Genomic DNA, 25,319 nt, shown 5'->3' on the forward strand with positions numbered 1-25,319 from the left:
GCCATGGCGATCAAACAATTAATAAAACGCACCAGTGGCTGGCTTTACCTCAACTCGCCCGTGGGACGAAACCAGTTGCACGGCGCCGGGGTGATTCTGATGCTGCATCGGGTGCTGGCCAACGACCGCGCCGCCGACTTGCCGCACCGCAATGAGCTGTGTGTCGGGCCCAAGGCGTTCGAGCACCTGCTGGTGTGGCTGCGCCGGCACTTCGATTGCGTGCCGCTGATGGACATCCTCACGCCCACCGCATTGCGCAGCGAACGCCCACGGGTGGCGCTGACCTTCGACGATGGCTGGCGCGACAACGCGGTCAATGCGTTCCCGTTGCTGCAAAAACACCAGGTGCCGGCGAGCATTTTCCTCTCCACCGATTTCATCGGCAGCCGTCAGCGCTTCTGGTGGGAAACCCTCGGCGAAACCCTGTGGGGCAGCCACGGCGAAAAGGCCCGCATGCATCTGATCGAATGCCTGCACATGATCCATCACCCGGTGCCGGTGCTGGTCGACGACATCGACGTTGATCGCCGCAGCCTGTCGCTGCTGCATTACCTGCAAGGCCTGAAAAACCTTGAGCCGGCGATGCTCGAACGCCTCACCGACGAATGCCCGCCCGAAGCGCAGCCGCAAGCGCTGGACTGGCATCAGGTACGGGCGCTGGAAGCCTCGGGATTGGTGCGTTTCGGCCCGCACGGCGCCAGCCACGCGATCCTCACGGAACTGGACGATGTGCGCCTGAGCGAAGAAATCAGCCGCAGCCGCGACGCCTTGAACAACGGCTGCAACCGGCCGTTGCCGGTGTATTGCTACCCCAACGGCAACAACGACGAGCGGGTGCGCAAGCAGATTGCTGCCCACGATTACCCGTTCGCGCTGGGCACCGGCACCGGCATCTATCGCGGTGAAGGCGATCCGCTGAACCTGCCGCGTTTCGGTGTCAGCCAGCGTACTGCGCGCAACCCGGAGTTGCTGTCGTGGCGCATCTTTCGTGGCAACCGCCCATGAGCCGCAGCCACTATCTCAAACACCTGGCGCTGAGCATGGGCACCAAACTGGCGATGATCGCCCTGCGCCTGCTGCGCAACGTGTTACTGGCGCGGATCCTCGGGCCGAGTGAACGCGGGTTGTTCGCGTTGCTCAGCACCTTGCCCGATCTGATCAGCGCTGCCACCAGTGGCGGGTTGAATTCAGCCGTCGGTTATCAGGCCGCCAAACAACGGCCGATGGGCCTGCTGCTGAGTCAGGTGCTGGTGTTCGGGTGCTTGCTCGCGGGTCTGCTGACCCTGCTGGTCGTGGCGCTGGTCCGTGAGTTCGGCAGTGAACTGGATGTGACTGTGCAGCTCGGTCTGCTGGCCTGGCTGTTGCTGCTGGCGGTGCCGCTGACCGTGCTGAAAAGCGGCCTGCTGACCCTGCACAACGCCTCCGGCGGCGTGGTCGCGTTCAACGCCTTGCGCCTGACCGAATCGCTGGCGCCGCTGCTGCTGTTTCTCGCGCTGTTCTGGATGTGGAAAAGCGCGGCACTGGAAGCGGCGCTGATCAGTTGGCTGGCCGGGATCAGCCTGGTAGTGCTGGCCGGTTGGGTCTGGCTGAAACGCGCGCAACCGCTGCAGTTGCAGTGGGATCGTGCCAGCCAGAACGAACTGCTGCGCTACAGCGCGCGCAGCCATCCGGACCTGCTGTTCCAGCAAGTGATTCTGCGCTCGGACTACCTGTTCATCGGCGCCCTGCTCGGCAGCACCGCACTGGGTCATTACGCGATGGCCAGCGCCGCCGCCGAACTGCTGCTGATCGTGCCGGAAGCGGTGACCACGCCGCTGATGAAACGCCTGTTGCAACAGGACGAAGGCATGGACAAGGTCACCCCGCTGGCCCTGCGCCTGACCGCCACGGTGATGCTCGGCGCGTGCCTGAGCATGGCCGTGATCGGCAACTGGCTGATCGTCACCCTGTTCGGCATCGCTTACCAACCGGCGTATCCGGCGCTGCTCGCCTTGCTGCCGGGGCTGCTCGGCCTGTGCTACGCGAGCATCCTGCGTCTGGATCTGCTGGGGAAAAACCGCCCCGGTACGGTGTCGCTGCTGATGGGCCTCGGCGCCCTGCTCAATCTGGCGCTGAACCTGGTGTTGATTCCGGCCTACGGCATCGTCGGCGCGGCAGCGGCTTCATCGATTGCCTATCTGGCCGTCACCGTGGCGATGCTGGTGTTGTACTGCCGTTTGAGCGGCGTGGCGTTCTGGCAAACTTTGATCATCCTGCCCAGTGACATCGCGCCGATGTGGCAGATGCTGCAACGGAAGGCCGCATGAAAGGCCTGGTCCTGCTGCTCGGTCTCGGCCTGTCGCTGGACGCCTTTGCCGCGTCGATGCGCTGGGGCGAGATCCGCGACGGCAGCCTGTACCTGCAAACCGACCGTCCGGACACCGTGACCGTGCGCTGGACCCCGGCGTGGCAGGCCGAGGCCAACGAAGAGCACCTGTACCTGCTCGACGGCCAGGGCAAATTACAGGGCGAGCGCGTGATCAAGGCCAGCGAAACCCGCGGCAACCAGAGCTGGCCATTACTGCCCGGCGCTGCCAGTTATCGCCTGGAAATTCCCGGCTACAGCTTCCGCAATTACCGGGTCGAACACGACGACCGCACCGTAGCGCTGTTCGAGCCGGCCAAGGTGCATTTCAGCGCCCAGACGCAGAACGGCGACGAGTTGTATTTCAAGGTCGCGCCGGGGGAACACGCGGTACTCGCCGGCAAGTTCCATGGCGGGGTCAATGCGCTGCAGGCACAACGGGTTGGCGATAACCAGTTACTGACGCTGACACTGAAACCCTATCGCGCCTATTGGCAGTTCGATCAACTGGCGTTGCCGGTCAGCGAGCGCGAACAGGTCTGGCGCCTGCGCCTGCAAGGCAGCGGCAAAGCGGCGTTCTGGCTCGACGGCACGGCCAATCGGTTTGCGCAGACTCCGCAGCAACTCAAACCCGTGCGCGAAGAGACCGGCCAGATCCACCTGACCCTGCACAACAAAATCCTCGGGCGCACGCCGGATCTGGGCATCGCCCTGCCCTACGTGATGCCGCCCGCCAGTAGTCATGCCGTGCTGGATGCGCTGAAACCGACCGCCGCCAGTTACTACAGTTTTGTCGATATCACGGCGAAGAATCCGCACTTCGAAGACGCGTTCCGCAAGGCTTATCAGGAGCGCTTCGGCATCCGTCAGGACATCACCCTGCTCGCCGGCAGCCAGCGTCAGGCCGATCTGCGCGCCGACGTGCAAAGCAATGGCGGGCTCGACGCATGGCTCGCCGGCACCCGCGCCTTGGGCGGCACGGGCACGCACTACATCGGTTTTGCCGATGAGCCGAACCTCAACTATTCGAGCTTCGAGCAATACCGGGCGATTTTCGCCAGCATGGCCAGACAAGTGCGCAGCGATCCGGCGAATGCCAGGGCTGGCGTGCGCATCGCCATACCGGCCAGTTCACGGCTGGTCAACGGGCCGTTTGCCGACAACGCGGCAGACAAGCGCGGCATCGACTGGGCGCGGCGCTTGCTCGACGAATCCGCCGAGCAGATCGACGCACTGGCGTGGCACGAATGGATGATCCGCGACCTGCTCGCTACCCGGGTCTACCGCGACAGCGTGCACCGCGCCGCCGAACTGGTCGGCCTCGACGCCCACGGTCAGCCGCGCAAAGCCTTGCTGCTGGATCAGACCAATATGTCCAGCGGTTCCAGCCTCAGCCCCTACGATCAGGAGACGCACTACGCCTCGCTGTGGTGGGCCTCGGTGGTGATCAATGCCTCGCAGGACGGTTTGCTGACGATGCTCAACTGGTTTCAGGCCGCCGATGAACCGCAGTACCCCAAGGGCATGATCCGGGTCTTGGGCGCTGAGCGTTTCGAGCTGAAACCGGTGGGTCTGGCCCAGCAGTTCATCGCGCAGCATTGGCTGCACCAAGTGCTGAGGCTGGAGAACGATGGCTTTGAAGTCGATGTGCTGGCGATGGCCGGCGACGAGCAGCGGGGTCTGCTCGGTGTGAACAAGGGCACGCGTTTGCAGCGTGTTGACCTGAGTGGCGCCAAGTGCCCGCTGAACAACGGTGCGTTGCGTTACTTCGGCGCGGACAACCGCAGCCGCGATGCGCCGTTTGCCTGCCGCGATGGACGCGTCAGCTTCGACTTGCCAGGGGAGACCCTGTTCGCCCTGAGCTGGAGCGCGTCATGAACCCAATCCCGAATATTGCAAAACGCAAGGCGAACACAACCTGTAGCGAGGGGATTTATCCCCGATGGGCTGCGAAGCGGCCCCGGTTTTTCAAATTGAAACGCGGCGACTGCTGCGCAGCCGATCGGGGATAAATCCCCTCGCCACAGGATTCCCTCACCACAGGAATTCCCTCACCACAAGGGTTCGCCGTGCCAAAGAGTTCAGGAGTACAGAACATGGGTACCGTCAGCAAACTCAGCCAGCACATCAAACAAAAAGGCCTGCGCGCCACCCTCGCCAAGGCGTGGAAGCACTACGTGTTTTTTCATCAGGAACTGCTGTGGATGGAGCGCGATCTGGTCAGTCCGGTGCCACCGCACAGCCTCAAACCGTATCCGCCGCTGCGGGTGGTGAAGATCACCGCCGACAACGCCAGCGCCTTTGCCCGCTACTTCGGCGATCGCGTCGGGACCATGGCCGAGCTGGCCAACGAAGGCCACACCGGACACATGCACCTGGACGATCAGGGCGATGCCGTGGCGTTCATCTGGGGCAGCGCACGGGACTACTTCGACCGGCATTACTACGGCTGCCTGTTCCCGGTGAAACCCGGCGAGTTCTTCGAATTCGGTGGCGAGCTGACCCGTGCCTACTGGGGCAGCGAACTCTCGGTGGACCTGCAACTGGAACTGTGGAAAGCCATGGCGGCCCAGGGCTGCGACAAGGTGGTGGACGTCTGCGAGTTCCACAACGTCCCGGCGCTGAAACTGCACCTGCGCATGGGTTACACCGAGCAAGGCCGGATCATGAATGTCTACACCCTGTTCGGTCGCTGGCGCTTCTACCGCGAAACCCGCTACAGCGGTTCGCGCCTGGATGCCCTGCGCAAACCGTCCCGTCCACCTGTCACAGCCACGGCGGTCTGAGCCTATGAAGGCGCGATTCGAATGGCGCACTTCACTGTGCGCCGCCGACTTCCCGGCAGCCGCCTATGAAGCGCTGCGCCTGCAGGTGACGGATCACACGCCGTTCAACCGCTTGGGCTGGTTGTGCGCGGCGGAGCAGGCACTGGGCGCGGGTGAGCGCCTGCACATCCTGCTCGGTTGGGAAGCGGACGAATTACGCCTGTGCCTGCCTCTGGTAGCGGGCCGTGAGCGCTTTGCCGGCGTGCCGTTTCGTGTATTGCACCACTTGGGCTATCCGCTGGCGGACCGGCTGGCGCTGCTGTCATTGCTCAAGGGCGAAAACATGCGCGAAGCCTTGCACCTGATCCGGCGACAACTGCCGCACGCCCTGCTGCAACTCAACGAATTGTCCGAGCCGGCGGGTGAGGAAAGCGCCCTGACCGAATGGATGGCTCACAGTTCTGCTGGCGAACGCCGTCTCAGTTGCCGGGTGCCGGTGCATCTGATCAGCGACGCGGATCACCAGGAGGTCTCCGGCGACCCGCGCTACAAGCTGCGGCGGGCGCGCAAACGGATTGCCGCGTGTGGCGCCCAGATGCGACGCATCTGCCCCGACGCGCTGAGCATGGGTCCGCTGTTGCGGGCGATCAGCGAAGTCGAAGCGGTGAGCTGGAAAGGTGACGAAGGCGTGGGGATCTTTGCCAGCGAACGCAGTCGGCAATGGATCGAACGCGCCTTCACCGCCCTCGCCGGCCAGGGCCTGGTGCGGGTGGTGACGCTGGAACTCAACGGGCGTTGCATCAGCTATCGCCTCGGCTTGCTGGAGCAGGGCCGACTCTACGATTACAACCTCGCGTTCCTGCCGCAATACGCCGATCTGGGCAGCGGCCGGGTGCTGCTGGAGGAATGGATTCGCTGGGGGCTGGACGAGCATTGGCGCTGGATCGATGCCTCGCGGGTCAGCCTGGAAAACTCCAGCCACCAACTGCACGAACGCATGACCGGACAACTGGAACACTGGCGCTGGAGTTTCTATTCCTGGCGCCCCAGCGGGATGTTGCTGGGGCTGGGGTTGCGCCTCTGGCAGCGCTTGAAACCGACGGTGCAGCAATGGCGCGCGCGACGTGCGGCCAGACCGGCGCCGGCACCCACACCTGTCGCCATCACCACGGAGGGCGATCATGCCTCGCCAAGTCATAGTCAACGCTGACGATTTCGGTTTGAGCCCGAACGAAAACGCGACGATCTTCGCCGCGTTTCAGGCCGGGGTCATCAGCTCGGCCACGGCCATGGCCAACATGCCGGCCTTCGAAGCGGCCTGCGCAATGGCCCGGCATCCGTCGCTGCAAGGTCGGATCGGCTTGCACTTCAACCTGACCTACGGGCGGCCGCTGAGCAGCTCGATCCTGCGCAGTCGCACCTTCTGCGACGGCCACGGCGTGTTCGATCTGAGCCTGCCACGGCACAGCTTTTGGCTGAGTCGCGAAGATCGCGACGCGGTGCGTGAAGAGTTGCAGGCGCAGTGGCAGCGCTGTGTCGAACATGGCGTGCGACCTAGCCATATCGACTCGCATCAGCACGTACACAACATCTGGCCGATCGGCGAAATCGTCGCGCGCTTTGCTGCCCATCAAGGCGTGCCGATTCGCCTGGCGCGCAACCTGGGGCAGAACCTCAGCCTGCCGAAACGCGTGTTCAAAGGCTTGCTCAACTGGCGCTTGCAGAGTCTGGCCGGAGCCACGGCGGACTATGTGTGCACGCCGGTGGATCTGCGTAACGACCCCGCGCCGAGCGACGGCGTGCTGGAAGTCGTTGCCCACCCGAATCAGCTTGGCAGCGATTTCGGTGATGCCTACCTCAACCCCGAAGAGTCCCTGAGCCACGTGCTGGAGCAGCGGCTGCCGGGTGTGCCACGGGTGTCCTATGCCGATCTGCACAAGGATTTTTTACGCGGTGCCGCGGCACTCGATTGATTCATCCCCACAACAGCAACATCCACCACACCGGGCTTCGGCCACGGAGGGCAACATGAACTTCATCGGAAAACTGCGTGACCGGATTCGTCAAAAAGGCTTTCGTAACTTCTTCGCCAGTCTGTGGAAGCGCTACGTGTTCTTCCACTGGGAGCTGCTGTGGATGGAGCGCGATCTGGTGACCCCGGTGCCGCCACACAAGCTGCGGCCATACGAGGGAGTGCGCAAAGTCGATATCACACCGCACAACACCGGGGCCTTCGCCAAGCATTTCGGTGACCGCGTGGAAACCATGGCCGAACTCGCCGCCGAAGGCCACACCGGGCACATGTACCTCGATGCCGACGGCCACGCGGTGGCATTCATCTGGGGCAGCATTCGCGACTACCACGACCGCCACTATTACGGCTGCTGGTTCCCGGTCAAACCCGGCGAGTTCTTCGAATTCGGCGGCGAAATGGCCCGGCCTTACTTCGGCACCAGCCTGTCGGTGGACGTGCAAGTCGCCCTCTGGGAAGCCATGGCCGCCCAGGGCTGTCATACCGTCGTGGACACCTGCGAAACGCGCAATATTCCGGCAATGAAACTGCACATCCGCATGGGCTACCACGAACAAGGGCGCATCACCCACGTCTACGGCCTGTTCGGCCGCTGGCGCTTCTACCGCGAAAGCCGCTATCAAGGCTCACGCCTGGAACCCCTGCGCAAACCTGGGCGGCCAGTAGTGAGTGCGGCGGCGCAGGCGTGATCAATCGTTAGAGGCATGGCGGCCATTTGGCCGCCATCGCGAGCAGGCTCGCTCCCACAGTGGATTTGTGTACGACACCGATCATGTGTAGGAGTGAGCCTGCTCACGATGAGGCCAGATGGAGCAACAAATTCTCAGGTTTTGCGAGCGACCAAGGTGAAGCACAACGGCATCTGCGCCTCGCGATTCAGATACTGGTCATACACCTCCTCCCGATTCGAGTGCGCATACTCCTTGAAGTGCGCGATGTTCAGCCCGGCCGCGATGGCACCGCTGAAGATCGCGCCGAGGGTGTGCACGAACCAGTAGGACTTGGCAGCCTGCTGTTCGACCTTGCCGACGTAGACGATCGGTTCTTCCTGCACGAATGGCTCGGCGCGGAAGTAGGAACTGGCGAGGCGGTACGGGTCTTCGGCGTCGGGGTCGACCATTTCCAGAAACGGATGGGTTTCGTAGATCACCAGTTTGCCGCCCGGTTTGAGAGTCAGCGCGACATGGCGAAAGAACTCGCCGATGTCAGGCATCCAGTTCAGCACGCCGATGGTGATCAGCGCCACGTCGAAGCGGCTGTGCAACGCAGCCGGCAGGTGATGGATATCACTTTCGATGAATTCGGCGTTGTGTGGCGAGCGCTGGTTCAACTCACGGGCCTGTTCGAGAAACGCCTCCGATTGATCGACGCCGACCACACTGCACGCACCGAGGGCGAACAGCGACAGGCTTTCGCGACCATTGTTGCAACCGAGTTGAATCAGCGCTTTGCCATCGACGCCGACCTGTTCCAGCACGCCACGCAAGGTGTCGTCGAGGCAAGAAAAATCAGACTTTGACACCTCGTTCAACAGCGCTTGCCATTCCGCCGACTCACGGTGATGACGAGCAGAATCGTTCCACGCCTGTCGATTGCTGTCGATGGCGGTTTTATTGTTGGGCACTTCCATGGCGCACTCCGGGCGATGCTCGTGATTGAGCGGACCCGAGTCTAGAACAGCCCGATCAGTACGGTTGTTGCGACTTTGTAAGCCACACCGCCGTTCCACTGTGGGAGCGAGCTTGCTCGCGAAGGCGTCGGTCCAGCCAACATCTTCATTGCCTGAACCACCGCTTTCGCGAGCAGGCTCGCTCCTACAGTTCGGAACGCTTACATCTGATTCAGGCGTTCGCGCAAAAACTCGACCAGTGCCTGCACCGGGCGCGACGCCTGGCGATGTTGCGGGTACACCGCCGACAGGGTCAGCGGTTCAGGGCGGTAATCGTCGAGGACAGGTACCAGACGCCCGTCCTTCAGCGCCGCGCCGACAATGAACGTCGGCAGATAGGTAATCCCCATCCCCTGCACCGCCGCATCGCGCAGCAACTCGCCGTTGTTCACCCGCATGCGCCCGGTGACGTTGACCAGCAGCGGCTTGCCCTGCCCCGCGTTGAAGCGCCACTGCACCGAACGCCCATGGCCGTAAGGCAGGCAGTCGTGGCTGTGCAGGTCTTCGGGGTTGAGCGGAGTGCCGCGTTCGGCCAGATACGCCGGGCTGGCGCAGTACACCCGTTCGATGGCGGCGATGCGCCGCGCAATCAACGTCGAGTCTTCCAGCACACCAATGCGCAGCGCCAGGTCATAACCTTCGCCAAGCAGATCCACCGGGCGGTCGCTCAAATCCACCTCCACGGTGACATCGCGATAGCGCTGCAGGAACAGCGGCAGCAGACACCCCAGATGCGCGACGGCAAACGACAGCGGCGCACTGACGCGAATGGTCCCGCGCGGCTCGGCGGTCTGCCCGGCGATGCCCTGCTCGACCTGTTCCACTTCGCCCAGCAGACGCAGCGCCGATTCGTAGTAGCTCTGGCCCAGTGGCGTGACGTCGAGGCGTCGGGTGGAACGGTTCAACAGCCGCACACCGAGGCGCTCTTCAAGCTGCATCAAACGGCGGCTGACGAACTGCTTGGACAGGCCCAACTGATCGGCCGCGGCGGTGAAGCTGCCGGAGTCCATGACCTGGCAAAAAATACGCATGTCTTCGAACGGGTTCATTGTCACTCTCTGGTAGACAGTCAAACGCTTTATAGCCGCTTTTTCACTTTTCGACAGCTCATTAATCTGTGCTCACGGTTTGAAAACAGCCCGACACAACACCAATAACTTTCGAAAATGGAATTGAGCATGAACATCAAAAAAACCCTGACCGCATCCCTCCTCGCCCTGTCCATCGGCAACGCGTTCGCCGCTGGCAGCCCGGGTGTCGAATACAACACCCAGGCGTTCCTCGAAGCCCTCGCCGCCGGCGGTGGCAAACCGCTGGAGCAACTCAGCCCGAAGGATGCCCGTGCGGTGCTGACCGGCGCTCAGGCCTCGGTAAAGGTTGACCTGTCCGGAGTTGAAGTCAGCGACAAGGCAATCAAGGTCGATGGCCAGACGATCAACCTCAAAGTGGTGCGGCCGGCCAAGGTCAAAGGTGAATTGCCGGTGTTCATGTTCTTCCACGGCGGCGGTTGGGTGTTGGGCGATTACCCGACGCACCAGCGCCTGATTCGCGATCTGGTGGTCGGCTCTGGAGCGGTCGCGGTGTACGTCGATTACACGCCGTCGCCGGAAGCGCAGTATCCAACAGCGATCAATCAGGCTTACGCCGCGACCCAATGGGTCGCGAAAAACGGCAAGCAGATCGGGGTCGACGGCAAGCGTCTGGCGGTGGCCGGCAACAGTGTCGGCGGCAACATGGCGGCGGTCGTGGCGCTGATGGCCAAAGAAAAGCAGAGCCCGGCCCTGCGCTTCCAGCTGCTGATGTGGCCGGTGACCAACGCGCAATTCGACGACGGTTCGTACCAGCAATTCGCCGAGGGCCACTTCCTCACCAAGGGCATGATGCAATGGTTCTGGGACAACTACACCACCAACCCGGCCGAGCGCGCACAGATCCACGCCTCGCCACTGAACGCCAGCGCCGAACAGCTCAAGGGCCTGCCCGTCGCGCTGATACAGACCGCCGAATTCGACGTGTTGCGTGATGAAGGTGAAGGCTACGCGCGGCATCTGGATGCGGCCGGTGTGCCGGTGACGTCGGTGCGTTACAACGGGATGATTCATGACTTTGGTTTGCTCAATCCGCTGAGTCAGATTCCTGAAGTGAAAGCGGCCGTGCGGCAGGCGGCGGCTGAGCTGAAGACGCATTTGAATCAATAAAAGCAAAAGATCGCAGCCTGCGGCAGCTCCTACCCTGGAATGCATTTCCCTGTAGGAGCTGCCGCAGGCTGCGATCTTTTTTCTCTCTGACACTGCGGAATACCGACCATGCCCTTGCTCCTCAACCACCCACTGTCCTGGAGCGCCGCCCTGTTGCTGCTCGACGCGCTGCTCTGGCACCTCGCCCCGTTCAAGCATCGCGCCCCGAGAGTCGGCATTCGCCTGGCGCTGTTTCTGGCGTTCAGCGCACTGATCATCAACGCCGAGATCAGCCCGTTGCAGGCGCCGCTGTTCGCCAATGACCGGGTGATGCAACTGGGCTCGACCGCGCTGGCAATTGTCTGGTGGCTGTACGCCGCGCGGGTGCTCACCGAGGTGATCGGTCTGGCGCTGATGCGGCGCATCGGCCACAGCGGTCGGCTGTTGCAGGACGTGATCGGCGCACTGGTGTTTCTGGCGGCGATCGTCGCGGCCGCCGGCTATGTGCTGGAGCTGCCGGTCAAGGGCTTGCTGGCGACCTCCGGGGTGGTGGCGATCGTCGTCGGTCTGGCGTTGCAAAGCACCTTGAGCGACGTGTTCTCGGGGATCGTGCTCAACACCACCAAGCCGTATCAGGTCGACGATTTCGTGGTGATCGACGGTGTCGAGGGCAAGGTCATCGACATCGACTGGCGCGCCACGCATCTGTTGACCAGCAGCGGCACCCTGGCGGTGGTGCCGAACTCGGTTGCGGCCAAGGCGAAGATCGTCAATCTGAGTCGCCCGACCAACCTGCACGGGGTGTCGATCAGCATCAAGGTGCCGAATCACATTCGCCCACGACGGGTGCTCGACGCCCTCGACCGCACGCTGCAAGGCAGCAGCAGTCTGCTGCTCAATCCGCCGCCCAAAGCCGTGTTGAAAGAGGCCGGCGAGGAGATGTCGGAGTATGTCGCCAGCGGTTTCATCAGTGAACTGAGCAAGAAAGGCGAAGTGCGCAATCAACTGTTCGACCTCGCCCACCGGCATCTCGAAGCCGCAGGTATTTCCCGCCATCCCGATGGCGTGATCAAGCCCTCGACCCGCGCCCGGGCGTTGCTCGATGAAGTGAAAGTTTTCCGCTCGCTGAGCCATGAGGAACGTGATCGCCTCGCCGAATCGATGGTCGCGCAGCAATACGCGGCCGGTCAGGTGGTGCTGGGGCTGGATGAAGTACCCGACAGTCTGTTTGTCATCGCCACTGGTGTGGTCAGTGCAACCGTGCCCGACGGCAACGGCCAGACCGAGGCTGGACGCATGGGGCCGAGTGAGGTCATGGGCGAGCAAAGCATCATCGCCGATACCCCGTCACAAGCCACGTTCACCGCGCTCACGTCGAGCATCATCTATCGCCTCGACAAAGCCCTGACCCGCCAGTGCATGGCGCAACGCAGCGAAGTCGGCCAGGCGCTGAACAAATTGCAGGCGGTGCGACAGCAGAACAGCCGGCTGGCGTTGATGGCCAAACCGGTGGCGGTGCGCAAGGGTGGTTTTCTCGGCTGGTTGCAGAAACGTTAAAAGCAAAAGATCGCAGCCTGCGGCAGCTCCTACATTGGAACGCGTTCCTCTGTAGGAGCTGCCGCAGGCTGCGATCTTTTGATCTTCTTACTTGGCAGTGAACTTGGTGTAGCTGTTGATCAGGTTGCGATAGTTCGGCAGGCGTTCGGACAGCAGATGCGCCAGGCCTTCCATGTCGTTGCGCCAGTCACCTTGCAGCTCGCACGCCACCGAGAACCAGTTCAGCAGGTGTGCACCGGCGGCCGACATGCGCGCCCACGCGGCTTGTTGCACGGTGGTGTTGAAGGTGCCGGAAGAATCGGTGACCACGAACACTTCGAAGCCTTCAGCGATGGCCGACAGGGTCGGGAACGCTACGCAGACGTCCGTCACCACACCGGCGATGATCAGTTGCTTGCGGCCGGTGGCCTTGATCGCTTTGACGAAGTCTTCGTTGTCCCAGGCATTGATCTGGCCAGGGCGCTGAATGAATGGTGCATCGGGGAATTGCTCGCGCAACTCAGGCACGATCGGACCGTTCGGGCCGGCGTCGAAGCTGGTGGTGAGGATGGTCGGCAGCTTGAAGAACTTGGCGATGTCGCCCAGTGCCAGCACGTTGTTCTTGAACTCGTTGGGGGTGAAATCCTGTACCAGCGAGATCAGACCGGTCTGGTGGTCGACCAGCAGCACGACCGCATCATCTTTGTTCAGACGCTTGTAGGGAACGCTCATGGGAAACTCCTCGGTGGATGGTTGTTGCGTGAGGCGCCGACCGGTTGGCCGGCGCTTTTTTGTAGTGATCAGAAAGCGAAACAGGAACAGCCGAACGCGCCCCAGAACCCGGCAAAGTCGCTGACCGGTGCGTTCGACAGTCGGGCTTTTTCATGGCTGTGCGAGTGCACTGCGCAGGCACCAACGCACTGGTGCACTTGCGCCTGCAAAGGCGAATTCGGGCGCCAGTGGCCCGGCACCTTGACCACCGGCGACCAGTCCGGCAGCACGGGGATCGAGCGTGGGCCGAGGTCTTCGAAATCGCCTGCGGCGTAAACGATCTTGCCGCCGACCACGGTCAGCACCGACTCAATCCACTTGATCGCTTCTTCCTCGACGTGGAAGAAGTCCGCGCTCAGCGCCGCCAGATCCGCCAGTTGCCCGACCTTGATCTGGCCCTTCTTGCCCTGCTCGGACGAGAACCAGGCGCTGCCGTGGGTGAACAGTTCCAGTGCGGTAGTGCGCGGCAGACCTTCTTCGTACAAGGCCAGACCGCCGACGGTGCGTCCGCTGACCATCCAGTACAGCGATGTCCATGGGTTGTAGCTGGAAACCCGCGTGGCATCGGTGCCGGCGCCGACCGGTATGCCTTCGGCGAGCATGCGTTTGATCGGCGGCGTGGCTTCGGCGGCTTTCGCGCCGTAACGGTCAACGAAGTATTCGCCCTGGAACGCCATGCGATCCTGAATCGCGATGCCGCCGCCCAGCGCCCTCACCCGCTCGATGTTCTGCGGGGTGATGGTTTCCGCGTGATCGAAGAACCACGGCAGACCGTTGAACGGAATGTCACGATTGACCTTCTCGAACACGTCGAGCATGCGGCTGATCGATTCGTTGTACGTGGCGTGCAAACGGAACGGCCAGCGCTGCTCGACCAGATGGCGCACCACCGGCTCCAGTTCCTGCTCCATGGTCTGCGGCAGGTCCGGACGCGGTTCGAGGAAGTCTTCGAAGTCGGCGGCGGAGAACACCAGCATCTCGCCAGCGCCGTTGTGCCGCAGGTAATCGTCGCCCTGATGCAACTTGACGCTGCCGGTCCAGTTCTGGAAATCAGTCAGCTCTTCTTTGGGCTTCTGGGTGAACAGGTTGTAGGCGATGCGCACGGTCAACTGATCATCCTTGGCCAGTTGCTCGATCACCTGATAGTCATCTGGATAGTTCTGGAAACCACCGCCGGCATCGATCGCGCTGGTCAGGCCGAGGCGATTGAGTTCGCGCATGAACTGCCGGGTCGAGTTGACCTGATATTCCAGCGGCAGCTTCGGCCCCTTGGCCAGCGTCGAGTACAGAATCATCGCGTTGGGTTTTGCCACCAGCATCCCGGTCGGATTGCCGTTGGCATCACGCACGATCTCGCCGCCCGGTGGGTTCGGCGTGTCGCGGGTGTAACCGGCGACGCGCAGTGCGGCACGGTTGAGCAGCGCGCGGTCGTACAGGTGCAGGACGAACACCGGGGTGTCTGGCGCGGCCTGATTGAGCTCTTCAAGAGTCGGCATGCGTTTTTCGGCGAACTGGAATTCGTTCCAGCCACCGACCACACGCACCCATTGCGGGGTCGGCGTGCGGTCGGCCTGCTCCTTGAGCATGCGCAGCGCATCGGCCAGCGACGGCACGCCTTCCCAACGCAATTCGAGGTTGTAGTTGAGGCCGCCACGGATCAGGTGCAAGTGCGAGTCGTTGAGGCCGGGGATCACGCAGCGTCCGTGCATGTCGATCACTTGCGTGGCCGAACCACGCAGGGCCATGGCCTGGGTGTCGTTACCGACGACCACAAAGCGCCCGTCCTTGATCGCCACCGCACTGGCCAGCGGCTTGCTGCGGTCTACGGTATGAAATTGGCCATTGAACAGAATCAGATCGGCGTTCATCGCAGTTCCTTTCGAGTAGATGAATGGGTGTCAGCGTGACGGCTGTTTCGCCGGTTCGACGTGAGCATGGGCCTGACCGGCTTCCAGCCACGGCGCGAACAACCGGGTTACGCGGGGCATGAACACGTACACCACCGACAGGACGATGGTCAGGGTGATCAGGAATGTGGCGACCACGTAGTTGGAAAGCAGCGGATGCAGCTTGAGCAGCGGCCCCCAGATCAGTGGCACCAGCAGCGTGTGCGGCAGGATCACCAGCAGGGTGATGACCGCTTGCTTCCAGCGCGGTGGCGGCTTTGCGGCATCGGCCAGCGGCGCAAACCAGAATTCGTTGACCGGCGCGACTTCGGTCTGGTCGCCATCAGCGAGCATCGGCGCTGCTTCATCCACCAGCGCCTGACGCTGCGGCGACTCCAGCCACAGCTGCATGGCCTCGGTGGAGGAAAAGCGCAGGACGCAGGTGTAGGTGTCGAGACCGGCCAGTTTGCCGCGCACCACGTCGACCCCGAGGTGACCGTCGCGCTGCCCGGCGACCCGGACGATATTGCGCAACCATGCTTCGTAAGGCTGTTCAAACCCGGCCTTGACCCGGTGCTTGACGATCAGGGTCACGGTTTCACCGACCCCCGGTGCTTTTGGACTCAGGGCTTCAGGCATAACGCAGCACTCCGGGCAGACGAACATTGAGCGCCAGGCGTCCCGGCCCGGCGATAAACACAGTGGCGAACAGGATCAACAGCAACCAGCCGAATTGCCCCTCGGCCACACTCCATTGCGGATGCACGACCAGCAGCGCCACCAGCAGAACAAAAAGAATAGGCAAGCAGGCCAATCGCGCCAGCACCCCGGCGACGATCAGTAGCGGACAGAGGACTTCAGCGAAAATCGCCAGGCAGAGTGTGAGGTGCGCGCCGAGGTGGAACGGGTCTTCGATCTGCTGCAATTGCGCGTTGAAGTCCAGCAGCTTGGGCAAACCGTGGACCCACAGCAGGAACAGCCCGCCGCTGACCCGCAGAAACAGCAGACCGACATCCTGTGCCTGTTCATCGCGTTGTGATGCGCTCATGACCCTACCCTTTAATCCTTATCGGGTTGAATCATGCTCGGTGCGGGCGAGGGAAAATTGAATGGATGTGCTCAGTTACCAACAGACTCGATTGCGTTGTGTTGGAGCTGCCGAAGGCTGCGATCTTTTGATCTTCAACAAAAAATCAAAAGATCGCAGCCTTCGGCAGCTCCTACACGGAGAAGATGTCAGGCAGGCGGGATATCCAGCGGCGCCGCCATGAACTGGCTGATCCGCGAGCGCAGCCAGCGCTCGGCCGGGTCGTTGTCATGCACCCCGCTCCAGGCCATCGACAGCTGTGCGGCGTCGATCGGGAACGGTGGATCTTCGGCGCGCAAGGCGCAGCCTTCGACCAGCGCGCACGCGGCATAGTCCGGCACGGTAGCAATCATTTCAGTGCCGGCGAGCAACGCACGCAAACCGCTGAACTGCGGCACGCCGAGCACCACGCGCCGACGCCGGCCAACCTTGGCCAGGTCCAGATCGATGTTGCCGCTCAGGTCACCGGAGAACGACACCATCGCGTGCGGGCGCTCGCAGTATTCGTCCAGCGTCAGCGGCCCAGGCCGATCATCGCCGCGTAGCACTTTGCAGGGAATGTCGCGCAGTTTCTTGCGCTTGGCGTTGGCCGGCAGATCGGTGGTGTAACTGACGCCGACCGAGATTTCCCCGGACGCCAGCAGCGCCGGCATCAACAGATAATTGGCACGTCGCACCACCACGACAATCCCCGGGGCTTCCTGCTGAAGCTGTCGCAGCAGCGGCGGAAACAGACCGAACTCGGCGTCGTCCGACAGGCCGATGCGGAACACGTCGCAACTGCTGGCCGGGTCGAACTCCTTGGCCCGGCTGACCGCGCCGGAGATCACATCCATCGCCGGTTGCAGCTCCTGCAGAATCGCCAGCGCGCGGGCGGTCGGCTCCATGCTGCGACCGTTGCGCAGCAGCAACGGATCATCGAACAGGTCGCGCAAACGACCCAGCGCCGCACTGACCGCGGGTTGGCCCATGAACAGTTTTTCGGCGACGCGAGTCAGGTTCTTTTCGAACATCAGCGCTTCGAAAATCACCAGCAGGTTCATGTCGACGCGACGCAGATCGTTACGGTTCATGGGCTCGTGTTCCTTGCTTGGGAAGTCGTGTTCAGTCGGGTGCGATAGCGCCGTACTTTACTTGATCAACGGTACGTTGGCCGCACGTTTGTATGGGCCGTATTTCACCGGCACCCATTGGAAATGTCTGTCGATGGCGACGACTTGCGGCGATGTGCTGAGTTCAACGTTTTGCAGCGCAATTAACAACGTTTAACTCGTCAGTCTTCCGGCCCCGTCCAACAATGAAACCCTCTGCGAAACATTGTTTTTTTGACCAGAGGGAAACGTGCCGAGCGTGCGTTGCCCCCCGACACGGACATTGGCCATGGCTCACTTACAACAAACAGTCGCCCTCGCCCCCTCCAGCGAATCCCGCACACCGCGCAACGGCGGTCTCAGTCCGCAGCGCGAACGGCGGGCCAAACAGTTGATCCTCGATCGCCTGGGTGAAAGCCTGGAAGTCACCGAACTGGCAGAGGCCTGTTCGTTGTCACGCAGTCATTTTTCCCGGGCGTTCAAATGCAGTACCGGACTCTCGCCACAGGACTGGATCCGCACCCAGCGCATCGCTCGCGCCAAGCAGTTGATCCGGTTCACTCACTTGAGCCTGACGCAGATCAGCCTGGAATGTGGCTTCTGCGATCAGGCACACTTCTGCCATATCTTCACCCGCAGCGAAGGGATCAGCCCGTTCGCCTGGCGGTGTCGTGAGGTGCCGGGTATGAAGCCCGAAAGACCGCAGGCAGCGGCCGCGCCTGTCGGCATACGCCTGGCGGTCTAGACGCTGTCGCGCGTCAAGCTCATTTCCCTGCGCTTCATTGCTGCCTCAACCGCTGCGCCACTTGCGCCACCCGCTCGCCCAGGTGTGCCGCCGTGCGCCGGTCTTCGAGCGGCGGCGCCTGCTCGGGGGGCTGTTCGACATTGGATTGCGACATGGCCCCGAGCGAGCTGCCCAGACGATTCAACTGACCATCGAAGCAGCCCGCCACCGAGCGCGCCGGGAGCAGGTCGAGACCCACCCAGATCATCGAATGCTGCGCGGCGAACACCGCCATTTGCAGCAATGTATTGAGCTTGTCCCCGCACAGACTTCCGGAATTGGTGAACCCGGCGGCAACCTTGTTGCGCCATGGTTTTGCCAGATAGAACGCCGCGCTGGCCTCCATGAAATGCTTGAAGCCCGCCGACGCGCTGCCCATGTAAGTCGGCGCACCGAAAATGATCGCGTCGGCGCGGTGCAACTCATCCCAATAGAACTCGACTTCTTCTACCGCCACCAACCGGCAGGTACTGCCCAAGTGCCGTTCGACGCCCTGCGCCACGGCTTCTGCCATGACGCGAGTGTGGCCATAGCCGCTGTGATAGACCACCACCACGTTGCTCATTGCGTCGCCCTCCGCACGCGTGCATTCCATTGCAGCCGTCAGGTCCAGGCCTGCTTCATCGGATTTTTGGACTTGAAGCGAACACAGACGAGTTAATCGTTGTTAATTGTCCGCGAGACAAAGCGCTGGTCTGAACATTGCAGCGGGCAAAAATGCCGATCGCTGCATCACTTTCGAGCATTGCCGGCAATCTGCACGTTGCACTGACGCCAGAACCTGCGGAATATGTCCGCAAAACTGCGGATTAGAAGGCTTGCGTGCCGCTGACGCTGATCCGCGCTGCCCTTCACGGAGGCTTCACACGCCGTGGGCAGGATTATAAAAATTTCGCAGGAGTGAGCTGTTGAGTCTTCCCCCGAATCAGGCCCTCGGTTTCGGCCCCTATCGGATTCAGCCCGGCAAACGGCTGCTACTTGAGGGCGAGCAGCCGTTACGCCTGGGCCGACGTGCCATGGATATTCTGCTGATCCTGCTGGCGCATGCCGGCGATGTCGTGAGCAAGCAGCAACTGATTGCCGGCGTGTGGCCGGACAGCATCGTGGAAGACATCAATCTGCGGGTGCACATGGCGGCGTTGCGCAAAGCCCTGGGCGACGGTCAGGGCGGGCAGCGATACATCGTCACGGTGGCGCAGCGCGGCTACAGTTTTGTCGCACCGATCAGGCTGCAATCGATCGAACAGCAAACCTGCGCCGAAACCGGCACCCGGCATAACCTGCCACTGCGCCGCACGCGAATGATCGGCCGCCAGCCGCTGGTCGACAGCCTGATCAGGCAGTTGCCACGCCAGCGCTGCATCACGCTGGTCGGCCCCGGCGGCATCGGCAAAACCACCGTGGCCCTGCGCGTTGCCGAGCAGATGATCGGCCACTATCGGGACGGTATCCGGCTACTGGATCTTTCGCCGATCAACGACGCACGAATGATCTGCTCGCACCTGGCGGCCCTGCTGGATGTGGTGCCGCATGACAACGATCCGCTGACCCACCTCGTCAATGCGCTGCGCGAGCGCCAGATGCTGCTGGTGATCGACAATTGCGAACACCTGATCGACGCCATGGCATTGCTCAGCGAAAGCATTTTGCGCGGTGCGCCGCAGATCCACATTCTGGCCACCAGCCGCGAGAGCCTGCGTGCCGAAGGCGAGTATGTGCAACGCCTTGAATCCCTCGATTACCCGCCGCCGATTGCCGTGCTTGATCGTGCGCAGGCGTTGAGTTTTTCGGCACTGCAACTGTTTGCCGAACGCGCCCTGGCCGCGCACGAGGGCTTCGAATTGAGCGACGCCGAGTTGCCCGATGCGCTTGAAATCTGTCGGCGTCTGGACGGCATTCCACTGGCGCTGGAGCTGGCGGCGGCGCAGGTTGGAGAACTCGGCCTGCAGGGTTTGCTCAGCCAGCTGCAAGGGCGTCTGCCGGTATCGGCTGCCGGCAATCAGAGCAGCGTGGAGCGCCACCAGACGCTGCGTGCCACGCTGGACTGGAGCTTCAACCTGCTGACCGATTGCGAACAGACCTGCCTGCGCCGGCTCGGCGTGTTTCGGGGTGGCTTCACGCTGGAGTCCGCCGCTGCGGTGATCGGTGGACAGCAGATCCAGCCCGGCGAGGTGTTCGGTTCGATCACACAATTGGTCGCCAAATCGTTGCTCAACGTCGAAGTCGGTGACGAAGAAGTGTTCTATCGGTTGCTCGACACCACGCGCCGCTATGCCCTGGAAAAACTCGAGCAAGGCGCCGAACTCGCCGAAAACCGCGAACGCCACGCTGAACGTTGTCTGGCGCTGATGTATCAGGCGCAGACCGATTGGGAAACTACCTCAACCGCCCTGTGGATCGAACGCTACGCACGCGGTCTGGAAGACCTGCGCGCGGCGCTCGACTGGAGCCTGAACGGTGCAGGCCCCAATGATGTGGGGATTTATCTGGCCGCGACCTCGGCGCCCCTGTGGCAAGAGTTGTCGCTGCTCAAGGAATACGGCGGTTACGTGCGTCAGGCGCTGGCCCTGCTGGAAAACGCTGCCGAACCTTGCCCTCGGGTGAAGATCGCGCTGAAACTGGCGCTCGGCAGCGCCTGCTACCACACCTGGGGTGGTACCCCGGAAACCATCGCCGCATTCGTCGATGCCCATGCGCTGGCGCAAGCCTACGACGACGTGGCTGGCCAACTACGTGCAGTGTCCGGGCACATGGCGGTCAACCTCAGCTGTGGCCACTATCGGTCGGCGCTGGAACAGAGCGAGCAGTTTGATCGGCTCGGCCTGCACGGCGACCCGCAGCTGTCGCTGAGTACACATCGCCTGCGGGTGCTGGCGCTGCATTACGCCGGCGACCAGCAGCAGGCACGCCTGCATGCCGAGCAAGTGATTCAGCGCATGGCGCAAAACGGCAACCCCAACCGCTTCACCCATGGCTTCGGCGTGCAGTACGACCAGAGCGTCGCCTCGCTGACGGTGCTGGCCCGGGTGTTGTGGCTGCAAGGTTTCCCTGAACAGGCCTGGCGTACGGCCAGGCAGGCACTGGACATCGCCGTGCAAATCAACCACGGCACCTCGATCTGCTACACCCTGGCGCTAGCCAGTTGCCTGATTGCTCATTACAACGGTGACCCGCAAAACGCCCGTGCTTTGCTGCAGATGTTGCTGGAGCAGGCGCAGAAGCATTCCGTATTGCTGTTCTATCGCTGGGCACGGCAATACGCGCAGGTCCTCGACGCCGATGCCGCCGTGCCGATAGCGACCGATGACAGCGGCCTGATCAGGGAAATCATGGTGACCCTGGACAGCCGCTTTGTTGATGATGCGTTGCTTGAGCGGGCACACAGCGGAGCTGCAGGCTGGAGCACAGCGGAGATTCTGCGGGCTCGGGCCGATCGCATGTTGCTTGAACAATCGGCTTGCCCCGACAGCAGCACCCGGCAAGCCGAAAAGGTCTTGCTCCAGGCACTGTCGATCGCGCAAACCCAGGGCGCCCTGGCCTGGGAACTGCGCAGTGCTACTTCGCTGGCGCAGTTGTGGCAACGGCAGAACCGCTACCGCGAAGCACTGGCGTTATTGAACCCGATCTATCAACGCTTCACCGAGGGCTACGCCACCCCGGACCTGCGCAAGGTGCGCTGGTTACTCGACGAGTTGGGCCGCCAACTGCGAGCCTGACACCCAACGACTGCGGCTGACGAAGCGCGCATGCCGACGCTCGTACTCGTTGGATTCACCGCTGCGTTCCAGTTGTTCGCGGGCGTATCGACGAGTGGTGTTGAGCATGCGATAGCGCAACCCGGCACTGCCCCGCTCCACCGCCAGCAAAGACTTCTGCGCCAACCGATCAATCATCAGGGCCAACGTCGATGGGGGTAATTGCGCGCAACTGATGACACCCATCGCCGCATCAATGGCAAACGCCGTTTTGAAGACCGACAGGCGTTGCAGCACCCGCTGTTCCTGCTCATTCAGGTGCTGGTAGCTCCAGTCCAGCGCGGCTTTCAGGGTTTGATGGCGTGGCACGGCCGTACGCCGACCATGGCTGAGCAGCTGTAAACAATTGTCGAGTTGTGACTGCAAGCCGACCAACGCCAGCGCATCAATGTGCGCCGCCGCCAGTTCAATCGCCAGTGGCAGCCCATCGAGCCGCCGACAGATGTCGCGCACAGCATTGAGATCCTGTTCACGCAGGGTAAAACCCTGCTGCCTGGCTCGGGCACGACTGACAAACAACTGCACGGCCGAATAGCTCATGGTCTCTTCGACACTGCCCAACGCTGAGGACTTGGGAATGGCCAGTGGCGGCAATATCTGCACGGTCTCCTGACTGGCCTGCAATGCTTCGCGACTGGTCGCAAGAATCGACAACCGTGGCGCGGCCTCCAGTAAACGTTCAACCAGAGCCTTGCAGGCTTCACGCAGATGCTCGCAGTTATCCAGCACCAGCAAGCTGTGACGCGCTGCCAGCGTGACGAGATCGGTTTCGAGGGTGTGCAACAGATAATCGAGCAGTGGCGTGGCGTCGTTGACTACCGCCAGGTCCACCAGCCAGACCCCGTCGCGAAAATGCTGTAACAGCAACTCTGCAGCACGCAACGCCACCGTGGTTTTGCCGACACCCGCAGGCCCCGTCACGGTCATCAATCGGCACAGTGGCAATTGCCGCACCATCGAGCCCACCACTGAATCGCGACCGGTCATCGGCGTCAGCCGCACAGGCAAGTTGTGTTGTGGCGCTTGCAGGTGTTCCAGGACCACGTGCTCGAAATTGTCGCCGTGCACCGGAGCAACGAAGCTGTAGCCACATTGCGGCACATTGACGATGTAGCGCTGGCCGTTCTCACCGTCACCGAGCGCCCGGCGCAGGGCAGCAATGTGGACGCGAAGATTGATCTCTTCGACCACCGAAGTGGGCCAGACCCGTGCAATCAGCTCTTCCTTTCTGACCACTCGGCCTGCGCGCTCGACCAACAACTGCAGAATGTCCAGCGCTCGCCCGCCCATGCGCAGTTGCTGATCCCCGTGGAGGATCAGCCGTTGGCGCAAATGAAAGGCGTAAGGGCCGAAATACAGGACTGACGCCGAGTGCAAATCGTTGAGGCTGTTCATGCCAACAATCTTGGCAGCCTGCGATGACGGCACAACCTTCACACAGGGCGCAGCACGGACATCCGGGTGCGCACAACGGACAGAACCGCTCTAGCTGAACTGTTCGCGGTATTGCACAGGCGTAAGGCCGAGTCTTTCCGCGAACAACAGACGCATGTGCCGAACACTGCCAAAACCACTCTTGTAGGCCACAGTTTTCAAAGGCAGGTCAGTGGTTTCCAAAAGATTTCGTGCGCAGTCGATACGCGCACTTTGCAGGAACTCCATCGGCGTCATATTGATGTCTCGGACAAACGTCCGCGCGAAGTGCCGTGCACTCATGTTGGCCAATCCAGCCATGCGCTCGACACTGAACGCTTCGTCGAGATGGTCCAGGACGTAATTCTGTACTCGGGTGATCGGGGTTTCCTGAGGCGCCACTGCCGCCATCAAGGGGCTGAACTGCGCCTGTCCGCCTTGACGTTTCATCACCACCAGCAGCACTTTGGCGACGTCCTGGGCCAACTTCTTGCCGTGATCCTGCGCCACCAGCGCCAGCGCCAGGTCGATGCCGGCCGTGACCCCGCCAGAGGTGATCAGATTGCGATCCTCAATGAAAATCTGGTCGGTGGCGACGCTCGCCTTTGGAAATGCCTTGATCAGGCGTTCGGTGTAGTTCCAGTGAGTGGTCACCCGATAGCCATCGAGCAACCCGGCATGGCCGAGCACGAAGGCGCCGGTGCAGATCGAACCATATCGCTCGGCACAGGGCACGGCCGCTTTCAGCCAGGCCAGCAACGCCGGGTGTTTTTCGTTGTAGGCCCCCGGCCCTCCTGGCACCAGCAGCAAATCGTAGCGCTCAAGGGCTTGTTCGATATGCCGGTCGGTGTGTACCAGCACACCGTTGGACGCACGCAACGGCCCGCGCTCGGTGCCAAGGGTGGTCAGCTGATAGTGCGACTCCGGTTTCAAATAGCGATTGGCCACCGAAAACACTTCCAGCGGCCCGGCCATGTCGAGCAGCAGAAAGTCGGGGAACAACACCATGGCCACGGTTTTCATGGGGTACACATCACTGATAATGAAAAATGGACGGACAAGACTGGCTGAGCATTATGGCCAACTGCGGCACAGTCGTCGGAAAAAAATGCGTGATCGAGCGCACACAACTGTCAACCAGAAAGGGACAGTATTTCAATTTCTATCTACTTATTACTCCAAAGAGTAAATAGTAACCTTCTCCTCACTCGGACGAATTCACGTCCCCCAAGGAGATTTCATCATGCTGACTCTTCGCAAAGCCTCCGATCGTGGCCTCGCCAATCATGGCTGGTTGAAGTCGTTCCACACCTTTTCCTTTGCCAGCTACCGCGACCCACGTGAACAGGGTTTTTCCGACCTGCTGGTGATCAACGATGACCGCGTTGCCGCCGGCAAAGGTTTCGGCCAGCACCCGCATCGCGACATGGAGATCTTTTCCTACGTGCTCGAAGGCGCACTGGAACATAAAGACACGTTGGGCACCGGCTCGGTGATCCGCCCTGGCGACGTACAACTGATGAGCGCCGGCAGCGGCGTGGCGCACAGCGAGTTCAATCATTCGGCCACCAAGCCCGTGCACTTTTTGCAAATCTGGATTGTGCCGGAGATCAGCGGCGCCGAACCGCGCTATCAACAGGAGCACTTCAGTGCGCAGAAAAAACGCGGTCGCCTGCAACTGATCATCTCGCCGGACGGCAGCGATGGTTCGCTGACAGTGCGCCAGGATGCGCGGGTTTACGCCGGGTTGTTCGACGGCAAGGAAAGCGCCACCCTGAAACTTTCGGCCAACCGTTACGCCTACGTACATGTGGCTCGCGGCAGTGTTGAACTCAATGGCCAGTTGCTGCAGGAAGGTGACGGCGTGCGGGTTCGTGAAGAACAGGCACTGACCCTGAGCAATGGCGTGGATGCCGAAGTGCTGGTGTTTGACTTGCGTCCGCAAGAGCTGCCGCAAATGCCATGAGGCAGGGTTTCCAAAGCCAACAAAAACGGCCTTCGATTGAAGG

At 61.9% G+C, this 25,319-nt stretch carries 22 protein-coding genes; 12 read left to right on the top strand and 10 right to left on the bottom strand.

Annotated elements, in window-relative coordinates:
• The first annotated feature begins 3 nt into the window (after positions 1–3).
• From JN524_RS18865 to JN524_RS18895, 7 genes are all read left to right on the top strand, one after another.
• Positions 4–1,005 (top strand): polysaccharide deacetylase family protein, encoded by a 1,002-nt coding sequence (locus tag JN524_RS18865; RefSeq protein WP_202370314.1) that lies wholly within the window; start codon positions 4–6, stop codon positions 1,003–1,005.
• Positions 1,002–2,306 (top strand): lipopolysaccharide biosynthesis protein, encoded by a 1,305-nt coding sequence (locus JN524_RS18870; protein ID WP_027611601.1) that lies wholly within the window; start codon positions 1,002–1,004, stop codon positions 2,304–2,306. Before JN524_RS18865 ends, JN524_RS18870 begins: the two co-directional genes overlap by 4 nt.
• Positions 2,303–4,222, top strand: a complete 1,920-nt coding sequence (locus JN524_RS18875) for a hypothetical protein (RefSeq protein WP_202370315.1) — start codon at positions 2,303–2,305, stop codon at positions 4,220–4,222. The genes JN524_RS18870 and JN524_RS18875 overlap by 4 nt, the downstream gene beginning before the upstream one ends.
• A 218-nt stretch (positions 4,223–4,440) precedes the next feature.
• Complete coding sequence (locus JN524_RS18880) at positions 4,441–5,130, top strand: GNAT family N-acetyltransferase (RefSeq protein WP_027611599.1); 690 nt, start codon at positions 4,441–4,443, stop codon at positions 5,128–5,130.
• Positions 5,131–5,134: 4 nt separating this feature from the next.
• A complete protein-coding gene (locus JN524_RS18885; protein ID WP_202370316.1) occupies positions 5,135–6,319 on the top strand; it encodes a GNAT family N-acetyltransferase in 1,185 nt (394 codons plus the stop codon).
• Positions 6,291–7,082 carry a ChbG/HpnK family deacetylase gene (locus tag JN524_RS18890; RefSeq protein ID WP_202370317.1) on the top strand — a complete coding sequence of 264 codons (792 nt, stop codon included), beginning with the start codon at positions 6,291–6,293 and terminating at the stop codon, positions 7,080–7,082. The genes JN524_RS18885 and JN524_RS18890 overlap by 29 nt, the downstream gene beginning before the upstream one ends.
• A gap of 55 nt (positions 7,083–7,137) precedes the next feature.
• Positions 7,138–7,830, top strand: coding sequence for a GNAT family N-acetyltransferase (locus tag JN524_RS18895; RefSeq protein WP_202370318.1), 693 nt, complete (start codon positions 7,138–7,140; stop codon positions 7,828–7,830).
• A gap of 134 nt (positions 7,831–7,964) precedes the next feature.
• Here JN524_RS18895 and JN524_RS18900 read toward each other — a convergent pair whose 3' ends face one another.
• Positions 7,965–8,771, bottom strand: a complete 807-nt coding sequence (locus JN524_RS18900; protein ID WP_202370319.1) for a class I SAM-dependent methyltransferase — start codon at positions 8,769–8,771, stop codon at positions 7,965–7,967.
• A 200-nt stretch (positions 8,772–8,971) separates the two neighbouring features.
• The gene (locus JN524_RS18905) at positions 8,972–9,859 is read right to left on the bottom strand and encodes a LysR family transcriptional regulator (protein WP_007961294.1); all 888 of its coding nucleotides are present in this window, start codon (positions 9,857–9,859) and stop codon (positions 8,972–8,974) included.
• Positions 9,860–9,988: 129 nt separating this feature from the next.
• Here JN524_RS18905 and JN524_RS18910 point away from each other — a divergent pair, with 129 nt between their 5' ends.
• Positions 9,989–11,008: an alpha/beta hydrolase gene (locus tag JN524_RS18910; protein ID WP_202370320.1), complete on the top strand. Its 1,020-nt coding sequence runs from the start codon at positions 9,989–9,991 to the stop codon at positions 11,006–11,008.
• Positions 11,009–11,116: 108 nt separating this feature from the next.
• Positions 11,117–12,544, top strand: coding sequence for a mechanosensitive ion channel family protein (locus JN524_RS18915; protein WP_202370321.1), 1,428 nt, complete (start codon positions 11,117–11,119; stop codon positions 12,542–12,544).
• 87 nt (positions 12,545–12,631) lie between these two features.
• Here the strand turns inward: JN524_RS18915 and ycaC are convergent, their stop codons facing one another.
• From ycaC to JN524_RS18940, 5 genes are all read right to left on the bottom strand, one after another.
• Positions 12,632–13,255, bottom strand: coding sequence for an isochorismate family cysteine hydrolase YcaC (ycaC, locus tag JN524_RS18920; RefSeq protein WP_007961287.1), 624 nt, complete (start codon positions 13,253–13,255; stop codon positions 12,632–12,634).
• A gap of 68 nt (positions 13,256–13,323) precedes the next feature.
• On the bottom strand, positions 13,324–15,162 hold the full coding sequence (locus JN524_RS18925) for an amidohydrolase (RefSeq protein ID WP_202370322.1): 1,839 nt from the start codon (positions 15,160–15,162) through the stop codon (positions 13,324–13,326).
• 30 nt (positions 15,163–15,192) lie between these two features.
• Positions 15,193–15,819, bottom strand: coding sequence for an antibiotic biosynthesis monooxygenase (locus tag JN524_RS18930; RefSeq protein ID WP_095136682.1), 627 nt, complete (start codon positions 15,817–15,819; stop codon positions 15,193–15,195).
• Positions 15,812–16,228: a DoxX family protein gene (locus JN524_RS18935; protein WP_202370323.1), complete on the bottom strand. Its 417-nt coding sequence runs from the start codon at positions 16,226–16,228 to the stop codon at positions 15,812–15,814. Before JN524_RS18935 ends, JN524_RS18930 begins: the two co-directional genes overlap by 8 nt.
• A 188-nt stretch (positions 16,229–16,416) precedes the next feature.
• Positions 16,417–17,340, bottom strand: coding sequence for a LysR family transcriptional regulator (locus JN524_RS18940; protein WP_096796195.1), 924 nt, complete (start codon positions 17,338–17,340; stop codon positions 16,417–16,419).
• Positions 17,341–17,647: 307 nt separating this feature from the next.
• On the opposite strand from JN524_RS18940, the gene JN524_RS18945 reads away from it, so the two are divergent.
• The gene (locus JN524_RS18945; protein ID WP_202370324.1) at positions 17,648–18,103 is read left to right on the top strand and encodes a helix-turn-helix domain-containing protein; all 456 of its coding nucleotides are present in this window, start codon (positions 17,648–17,650) and stop codon (positions 18,101–18,103) included.
• A 34-nt stretch (positions 18,104–18,137) separates the two neighbouring features.
• Here the strand turns inward: JN524_RS18945 and JN524_RS18950 are convergent, their stop codons facing one another.
• Complete coding sequence (locus JN524_RS18950; RefSeq protein WP_095136686.1) at positions 18,138–18,707, bottom strand: flavodoxin family protein; 570 nt, start codon at positions 18,705–18,707, stop codon at positions 18,138–18,140.
• Between the two features lie 343 nt (positions 18,708–19,050).
• Here JN524_RS18950 and JN524_RS18955 point away from each other — a divergent pair, with 343 nt between their 5' ends.
• A complete protein-coding gene (locus JN524_RS18955) occupies positions 19,051–21,858 on the top strand; it encodes an ATP-binding protein (RefSeq protein ID WP_202370325.1) in 2,808 nt (935 codons plus the stop codon).
• Here JN524_RS18955 and JN524_RS18960 read toward each other — a convergent pair.
• Entirely contained in the window at positions 21,823–23,292 is a 1,470-nt protein-coding gene (locus JN524_RS18960; RefSeq protein ID WP_202370326.1) for an ATP-binding protein, read from the bottom strand. The genes JN524_RS18955 and JN524_RS18960 overlap by 36 nt on opposite strands.
• A gap of 90 nt (positions 23,293–23,382) precedes the next feature.
• Positions 23,383–24,333, bottom strand: a complete 951-nt coding sequence (locus JN524_RS18965) for a GlxA family transcriptional regulator (RefSeq protein WP_202370327.1) — start codon at positions 24,331–24,333, stop codon at positions 23,383–23,385.
• 220 nt (positions 24,334–24,553) lie between these two features.
• On the opposite strand from JN524_RS18965, the gene JN524_RS18970 reads away from it, so the two are divergent.
• On the top strand, positions 24,554–25,276 hold the full coding sequence (locus JN524_RS18970) for a pirin family protein (RefSeq protein WP_202370328.1): 723 nt from the start codon (positions 24,554–24,556) through the stop codon (positions 25,274–25,276).
• The last annotated feature ends 43 nt before the right edge of the window (positions 25,277–25,319 follow it).

Origin of the sequence: Pseudomonas sp. MWU318 (genome assembly GCF_016756945.1) — a bacterium.
In the GTDB taxonomy this organism is placed as follows: Bacteria; Pseudomonadota; Gammaproteobacteria; order Pseudomonadales; family Pseudomonadaceae; genus Aquipseudomonas; species Aquipseudomonas putida_A.